Below are 6477 nucleotides of genomic sequence, written 5' to 3'. Positions count from 1 at the left end.
GATCACAGGAGTCAGCTGTATGGACGATGCGATCGAGATGCAATCCGCCACCGGGCTTGCGGTCGCCGCAGCATGGATCGCCGGTGCCGTGGCCCTGGCCTACGGAGTCGGACTGACGTTGTCGTGGGTGCTGCAGCGTCTGGGCCGGCGCAGCGCCGTCCTGGGCGACGTCGCCGAACTGACCCGCATGCCACTGCGCGCCACCCTGGTGGTGATCGCCGCGTCCGCAGCCGTGCGCCGCACCACTGCCACCGAGGCCGGATGGCGCGGTTGGGTGGACCACGCCTTGGTCATCGCACTCATCGCCAGCTTCACCTGGACCGTGGTCAGCTTGGTGCGGGTCGCCGAACGGCAGATCGTCTCCCGGTTCGCCGGCGGTGACACCGGGTTGACCGACGCCGACCGGCACCGGCGCAAGATCCGCACCCAGGTCACGACGTTGCGGCGCATCGTCGTGGCGATCGTCGTGGTGCTCGGTGCCGCGGCCGCCCTGATGACGTTCCCGTCGTTCAGCGACATCGGCAAGACGATGTTCGCCTCGGCCGGCGTGTTGAGCGTCGTGGCCGGCCTGGCGGCCCAGACCTCGCTGGGCGCAGCCTTCGCCGGCATCCAGATCGCGTTCTCCGACGCGATCCGCGTCGGAGATGTGGTGGTGCTCGAAGAGGAGTGGGGCCGCATCGAGGAGATCACCCTGACCTATGTGGTGGTGCACGTCTGGGACGAGCGCCGCCTGGTGCTGCCGTGCACGTACTTCACCACCACGCCGTTCCAGAACTGGACGCGCAACGCGACCGAACTGCTGGGCACCGTCGAACTCGACGTCGACTTCACCGTGCCGTTCGACGAGATGCGGGCCGAACTGGACCGCATGCTGCGCGCCAACGACCTGTGGGACGGCCGGGTCGGCGTCCTGCAGATCACCGACGCGGTCGGCGGGCTGGTACGGGTGCGGATGCTGGTCAGTGCGTCCAACGCGGGTGCGCTGTTCGACCTGCGCTGCCATATCCGCGAAGGTATGGTCGCGTGGCTGCAGGCCACCCATCCCAACGGGTTGCCGCGGCAGCGGATCGAACACCACCCCGGAGACGATGCGCAGCACCGCACCGACCATGCCCCGCTCAGCGGCGCACAGGCCGATGCCGGTCTGTTCAGCGGCAGCGCGCGGGGCCAGCGGCGCAACCGCGCGTTTCAGACCGACCATTACGCGCGCGAAAATGGTGCGGTGACACAGCGTTCGTGACACTAGGGTGGCGTCGGTGGCCACCCCGATGACGACCGAGCAGCTGGCTGACCGCACTCGACGTGCCGCCGCGGCGGCGTTGCGCGCCGCGACGGAGTTGGGGCTCGGGGCGGAGCGAGCGACCGTGCTGCACGACGTGTTCTCCGTCGTGGTGCACCTGGACCCCGAACCTGTGGTGGCCCGAATCCCGGTCGTCGTGACCGGCGCCGCGACGCCAGATGACCAAACCCGGCGTCAGCAACGGGAACTCGAGGTGGCGGCATGGCTGGCCGAGCGTGGTGTTCCGGTCGTGAAGCCGGCGGCGCAGGTTCCGCGAGCACCGGTTCGGCAGGACGGTTTCGCGATGACGTTCTGGGAACTCGCCGATCTGGCCGACGATCACGAGCCCTATCACGGGGTGGACCTGTCGTTCAGCGCCGAACTGCACGCCCAACTCGCCGCATATCCGCATCCACTGCCGTTTCTCGCGCCGTTCAACCACGGTGTGCCGGAGCTGCTGGCCGCGCTGCACCCCAACGAGTTGCTCAGCGCCGACGACATCGACCGCGCACGGCGCGAATTCGATACGTTGCGCGCCGTGCTGACCGACGCGCAGAGTTTCCAGGCGGCGTTCCCCGCGGCCACGGTGCAACCGATCCAGGGAGACGCCCCGTCACACAACGTGATTCGCACGAAGACCGGGATCGTGTTCGGCGACTTCGAGGACGCCTGCCTCGGTCCCGTGGAGTGGGACGTCGCGATGCTCGGACCGGAAGCGATCGCCGAATACGATGCCGCGGCCGCCCAGCGCGGACTGCGCAGTATCGATGCCGACGTGGTACGGCTGATGAGCCGGGCGCGACAGCTGCAGTTCCTTGCGTGTGTGGCCCTAGTTGACCAACTGCCGTTGCTGACAACGGGACTGGCACAGGCGGTCGCGGACTGGCGTGATCAGGCGGGCAGCTGGTAGTCCATCGGCGGCCCGTTCGGGCCGACTGCGCGCTCGTCGGCGATCGCGGTGGCCACCGGGACACCGTCGTGCACGACACCGAGGACCACGACGCTCTGCTTGGGCGCGAATGACGTTGCGGCATAAGGCGCCGACACGCCGGGCAGGGTGATCTGGGTGGTCTGCGGCGTGATCCGGAACGTGGTCGTCTCACCGCCGGCGGCGGTGGTCATGGTGTCACCGGACACGGAGATGACCTGACCGCTGCTCTGGAACTCCCGCGGACCGGCCGGAACGCCTGCGGGCAGCGACTCGACAGAGGCGGGTGCGGCTGCGGGCACAGCGGCGACCGGCGCGGGCACAGCGGCGACCGGCGCGGCGGACTGCGTGGACGGCGCGGGCGCCGACGGCTGTTCGTCGACGGTGGCGCCGAGCCATCCGGCGAATCCCGCGGCGACCATCGCCGACGCCAGTGCAATGCGCCGCCGGGTGAACGTGCCACCGCCTGGAAGGCGATGGCGGGCGGTGAGCTGTGCTGATGTCATGGCTAAAGGTGTCCCCAGTCGGGTTCGTGTCGGTCCCGGGAGGTCTACCCGAGCATCCGAGCAAACAAACCCTCGACACTCAACGCCAGGCGAAAACCGGTTGTTCCAGGCCGTCTACGGGGTCTGAGCGACCCTCCAGCCCCAGCCACCTCAGCTGCAACAGGATCGCGCCGGTCGGCGCGTGGATCAGGTCGTTGCCGAGCGGAATCTGCACGACCGGGCGCGGACTCTCGGCGATGCTGATGAACCGCGGCGAGTCCTCCCGGGTCAACTGATGCAACCCGACGCGGTACACAGCGACCACCTCGTCCGGCGCCGGACGGGGATCCAAGCGTCCGCCGCCCCACACCACCACCGGGGTGATGACGTAACCCGAACGGGTGGGATAGTCGTCGAGCTCGCCCAGCACAGCGGACCCGGGCAGCTCGACGTCGAGCTCTTCGTGCAGCTCACGCAGCGCGGCATCCACCGCGGTCTCGCCGGGATCGAGTCGACCACCCGGCAGCGCCCACTGCGCCGAATGCGTCGACAACCGCGAAGCCCTGCGACACAGGAAGAACGCCGCGCCACCGGAGACGTCGACCATGCGCCCGTCGAGGTCCTCGGGCATCGGCCGCCCGGCGATCCAATCGTCCACCGGCGCCGGGTCCACGCGGTCCTCACCGACCAGCGAGTCGACCAGCACCACCGCCACGGCCGCACGGCGCTTGTCCGGGTCGGTGACCGTGCGCCGACGGTGGCCGGCCAGCCGCTGCGTGATCGCGGCCCGCAGCGCGTCGTCGTAATCGATGGTCACCGCGCCAGACTACTGAGCACCCGACGGTTGGCCGCATCCATACGGGGTAACCGCCGACCATGACCTCCCTGTCCACTCAATCGACCGCTGAGCTCGGTGGATCCCACAGCATCCTCGCTCGGCAGAAGCGCGAGCACGTCGAGTTGGACCGCCTCCTGCAGGCGATCGACACCGCCGACGGCGCCGCGCGCCAGGAGCTGTTGACCCGGCTGTGCCGGCTGGTGTTCCCGCACGCCTTCGCCGAGGAGTCGGTGCTGTGGCCGCTGGCTCGGAAAGTGCTGTCCGACGGTGAAGCGCTGACCCTGCAGATCGAGCAGGAACACCAGGAGATCAACGAGCTGTTCACCGAGCTCGAACGCACGCCGCCCGACGACGCGCGCCACCGGCAGCTCTGGGCCCGTATCGCCGAGCTGTTGCGCCAGGACGTCCGCGACGAGGAGGACGACCTGCTGCCCAAGCTGCAGCAGGCGCTCAGCCACCGGCAGCTCATCGCGACGGGCTGGGCCTGGGAGGCGGTGCGCCGGACCGCGCCGACCCGTCCGCACCCGGTCGTCGCCCGTCGCCCGCCCGGCAACGTCGCCGCGGCCGCCCCGCTGACGGTGATCGACCGGCTCCGTGACCGGCTCGACCAGCTGTCCCGGCGCACCTCGGGCACGCCGGCGTCCGCGGCGGTCGCGGTCTCCGGCGGGTTGGCGAAGGTGGCCGGCGTCCTCGAACACGTACCGCCACTCACCCGCGGCGAACGCCCGGACACGCACACCTCACGATGACGGTGTCACGCAGCTGTTTCGAGGAGCTGGCGCAGGACTTCTCGGCGCAGCTGGATCATGTCCGGCACTGCACGACACCGCGCTACGTGCGCGCGGACTGGGCCGCCCGCAACGCCGAACTCGAGCGTGGCCTGCTGCCGGTTCCCCCGCCGGATTTCCTGCGGCACCCGGTGATCCGGTTCCAGATGTTCGTCGACGAGCACCTGCTGCCCCACGAATTGCCGTATGTGCTGGACCATCTCGACGACGTCGCACTGTTGGCCGAGGACGCGGTCGGGTCACCTCCCACGGTGCCGGTGCCCGGGACCGCGGTGCGCACGTCGTCGAACACCGTGCACCAGCTGTATCACCTGTTGCGCTACGAGAAAGCCACCGGACGCTGCATCCGCGACGTGGGCACGGTCGTCGAATGGGGCGGCGGGTTCGGCAGCCTGATGCGGTTGCTGCACCGACGGCACGGCAACCACCCGACGTGCGTGGTGCTCGACACCCCCGTCTTCGCGGCGCTGCAGTGGCTCTATCTCAGCGCGGTGCTCGGCCCCGCGGAGGTGGTGCTGCACTGTCGCGGTCCGGTACGTCCCGTTCCGGGACGGGTCAACATCGTGCCGATCGGCCTGGTCGAGAGCCTCGACGTGACCGCCGACCTGTTCATCTCGAACTGGGCTCTCAATGAGAGCACCGCAGCTGCCCAGCGCGACGTGGCGGCGCGAGACTGGTTCGGGGCGCAGTCACTTCTGCTGGCGATGCACGCCGGCGACCCATTCGCCGAGGTCGTGCAGTCACGCGGCGCGCGCGCCGAGCTGATCGGGTCGTTTCTGCCGGGCCAGCAGTACCTGGTCCGGTGAGAGGTCAGTACTTGCCGAGGACCAGCGCCACGTTGTGCCCGCCGAAGCCCAGCGTGGTGCTCAGCGCATACCGGTAGTCGCCGCGGCGGGGTTCCCCGGTCACCACGTCGAGGTCGATCTCCGGGTCCAGGGTGCGCAGATTCCGCGTCGGCGGCACCACGCCGTCACGCAGCGCCTGGACTGTCAGGATGGCCTCGATCGCGCCCGCCGCACCCATCGAGTGCCCCAGCGCCGCCTTCGGGGCGGTGACGGCGGGACGGTGGTCACCGAACACCTGGCACAGCGCACGCGCCTCGGTCAGGTCGCCGACCTTGGTGCCGGCGGCGTGCGCGTTGACATGGTCGACATCGTCGGCGGCAACCCCGGCCAGCGTCAGCGCGCGGCGGATCGCCATCGCCTCTTGTTCCCCGGAGGGGTCGGGTTCCAGCAGGTCGTGGGCGTCGGCAGTGGTGCCCACGCCCAGCAGCCGGGCCAACGGCGTGGCACCGCGCGCCCGCGCGTGCTCCTCGGACTCGATGAGCAGCAACGCGCCGCCCTCGCCGAAGACCATGCCGTCGCGGTCCTTGTCGAAGGGCCGGCACGCGCCTTCCGGGTCGTCGTTGTTCCTCGAGAGCACGCCCATGTTGTTGTACGCCACCAGGGGTACCGGCTCGATCTTGGACTCCACGCCGCCGCAGATCGCGACGTCGGCCTCGCCGAGGGTGATCAGGCGCCAGGCCTCGGCGACCGCGGAGGCACCCGACGCGTCGCCGGTGGTCGGCGAGATCACGCCGGCCTTGGCCATCCGGTCCAGCCCGACCGCGGCGGCCGGCGCATTGGGCATGTGCATCTGCACCGCCAGCGGTGAAACCGCGCGCAGGCCCCGGGATTTGAACTCCTCGTAGCCGGTCCACAGATCGCGGGTGCTGCCGAACGCGTGGCTGATCGAGACCAGCAGGCGCCGCGTCTCGACCTCCGGCTCACCGGCGTTCTTCCACAGTTTCCGGCTGAGCACCAGCGCCATCTTCTGCATGTAGGACAGCCGACGGATTTCCACGCGGTTGAGTTCGGTGTCGAAATCCTCGGTGACGCGGCCGCCGATGCGTACCGGCAGCTCCACGTCGCCGGGCAGGAACTCGCCGATATGACCGATGCCGCTTTTCCCCGCCAACAGCTGCGACCAGGTGTTCTCGGCGTCGGTCGCCAGCGGCGTTGTGGAAGCGACAGCAGTCACCACGACGGCGGGCCGCACACCCTCCGATTCGGCCACGTTGGTCCCTCTCCGTGTCGTCTCCCGATCACTCCATCACGGAACTCTCTAATCGGCGGCTCGACACTTCGTCAAGGGATCTCCTTCCCGGCAACGAATGCGCG

At 69.6% G+C, this 6477-nt stretch carries 7 protein-coding genes; 4 read left to right on the top strand and 3 right to left on the bottom strand.

Features of this window, described 5'->3' with window-relative positions; genetic code table 11:
• Positions 1–19 precede the first annotated feature (19 nt).
• Both ACQI46_RS20055 and ACQI46_RS20050 read left to right on the top strand, forming a co-directional pair.
• On the top strand, positions 20–1240 hold the full coding sequence (locus ACQI46_RS20055) for a mechanosensitive ion channel domain-containing protein (RefSeq protein ID WP_427095803.1): 1221 nt from the start codon (positions 20–22) through the stop codon (positions 1238–1240).
• Between the two features lie 16 nt (positions 1241–1256).
• A complete protein-coding gene (locus ACQI46_RS20050; protein ID WP_427095788.1) occupies positions 1257–2189 on the top strand; it encodes a phosphotransferase in 933 nt (310 codons plus the stop codon).
• On the opposite strand, the gene ACQI46_RS20045 is transcribed toward ACQI46_RS20050, so the two are convergent.
• Both ACQI46_RS20045 and ACQI46_RS20040 read right to left on the bottom strand, forming a co-directional pair.
• A complete protein-coding gene (locus ACQI46_RS20045; RefSeq protein WP_427095787.1) occupies positions 2171–2713 on the bottom strand; it encodes a hypothetical protein in 543 nt (180 codons plus the stop codon). The two genes, ACQI46_RS20050 and ACQI46_RS20045, sit on opposite strands and share 19 nt — an antisense overlap.
• Before the next feature lie 79 nt (positions 2714–2792).
• Positions 2793–3509: an NUDIX hydrolase gene (locus ACQI46_RS20040; RefSeq protein WP_427095786.1), complete on the bottom strand. Its 717-nt coding sequence runs from the start codon at positions 3507–3509 to the stop codon at positions 2793–2795.
• Positions 3510–3568: 59 nt separating this feature from the next.
• Between ACQI46_RS20040 and ACQI46_RS20035 the strand changes: the two genes are divergently transcribed.
• The gene (locus tag ACQI46_RS20035; protein WP_427095785.1) at positions 3569–4279 is read left to right on the top strand and encodes a hemerythrin domain-containing protein; all 711 of its coding nucleotides are present in this window, start codon (positions 3569–3571) and stop codon (positions 4277–4279) included.
• Positions 4276–5124, top strand: coding sequence for a hypothetical protein (locus tag ACQI46_RS20030; RefSeq protein ID WP_427095784.1), 849 nt, complete (start codon positions 4276–4278; stop codon positions 5122–5124). Before ACQI46_RS20035 ends, ACQI46_RS20030 begins: the two co-directional genes overlap by 4 nt.
• A gap of 4 nt (positions 5125–5128) precedes the next feature.
• Here ACQI46_RS20030 and ACQI46_RS20025 read toward each other — a convergent pair whose 3' ends face one another.
• Positions 5129–6373: a KasA/KasB family beta-ketoacyl-ACP synthase gene (locus ACQI46_RS20025; protein WP_427095783.1), complete on the bottom strand. Its 1245-nt coding sequence runs from the start codon at positions 6371–6373 to the stop codon at positions 5129–5131.
• Positions 6374–6477 lie beyond the last annotated feature (104 nt).

Origin of the sequence: Mycobacterium sp. SMC-4 (genome assembly GCF_050205565.1) — a bacterium.
GTDB lineage: Bacteria > Actinomycetota > Actinomycetes > Mycobacteriales > Mycobacteriaceae > Mycobacterium.
Note: the sequence above shows the minus strand (reverse complement) of the source record. Positions and strands in the feature narration are given on the sequence as shown.